The sequence below is a fragment of the Enterobacter sichuanensis genome (assembly GCF_002939185.1).
GTDB classification, from domain to species: domain Bacteria; phylum Pseudomonadota; class Gammaproteobacteria; order Enterobacterales; family Enterobacteriaceae; genus Enterobacter; species Enterobacter sichuanensis.
The window spans coordinates 1-529 of sequence record NZ_POVL01000175.1; the positions used below are offsets into that span (position 1 = coordinate 1).

Genomic DNA, 529 nt, shown 5'->3' on the forward strand with positions numbered 1-529 from the left:
GGCAACGCCTTCATCACGGGGAAGACCTCAGCGCTATTCTGATCTCGCCATCACCACCGTTCTGGTCATTAAACGCGTGTTCAGGTTGACCCTGCGGGCTGCACAGGGTTTTATTGATTCCATTTTTACACTGATGAATGTTCCGTTGCGCTGCCCGGATTACACCAGTGTCAGCAAGCGCGCAAAGTCGGTTAATGTCAGTTTCAAAACGTTCACCCGGGGTGAAATCGCGCATCTGGTGATTGATTCCACCGGGCTGAAGGTCTTTGGTGAAGGCGAATGGAAAGTCAAAAAACACGGCAAAGAACGCCGTCGTATATGGCGAAAGTTGCATCTGGCAGTTGACAGCAAAACACATGAAATCATCTGTGCAGACCTGTCGCTGAATAATGTGACGGACTCAGAAGCCTTCCCGGGTCTTATCCGGCAGACTCACAGAAAAATCAGGGCAGCATCGGCAGACGGCGCTTACGACACCCGGCTCTGTCACGATGAACTGCGGCGTAAGAAAATCAGCGCGCTTATCCCG

Annotated in this window: 1 protein-coding gene; it reads left to right on the forward strand. The window is 52.0% G+C overall.

The window, feature by feature from the left end; genetic code table 11:
• On the forward strand, window positions 1-529 hold a 529-nt coding region (locus tag C5687_RS24370; protein ID WP_146086323.1), incomplete at both ends, for an IS5 family transposase.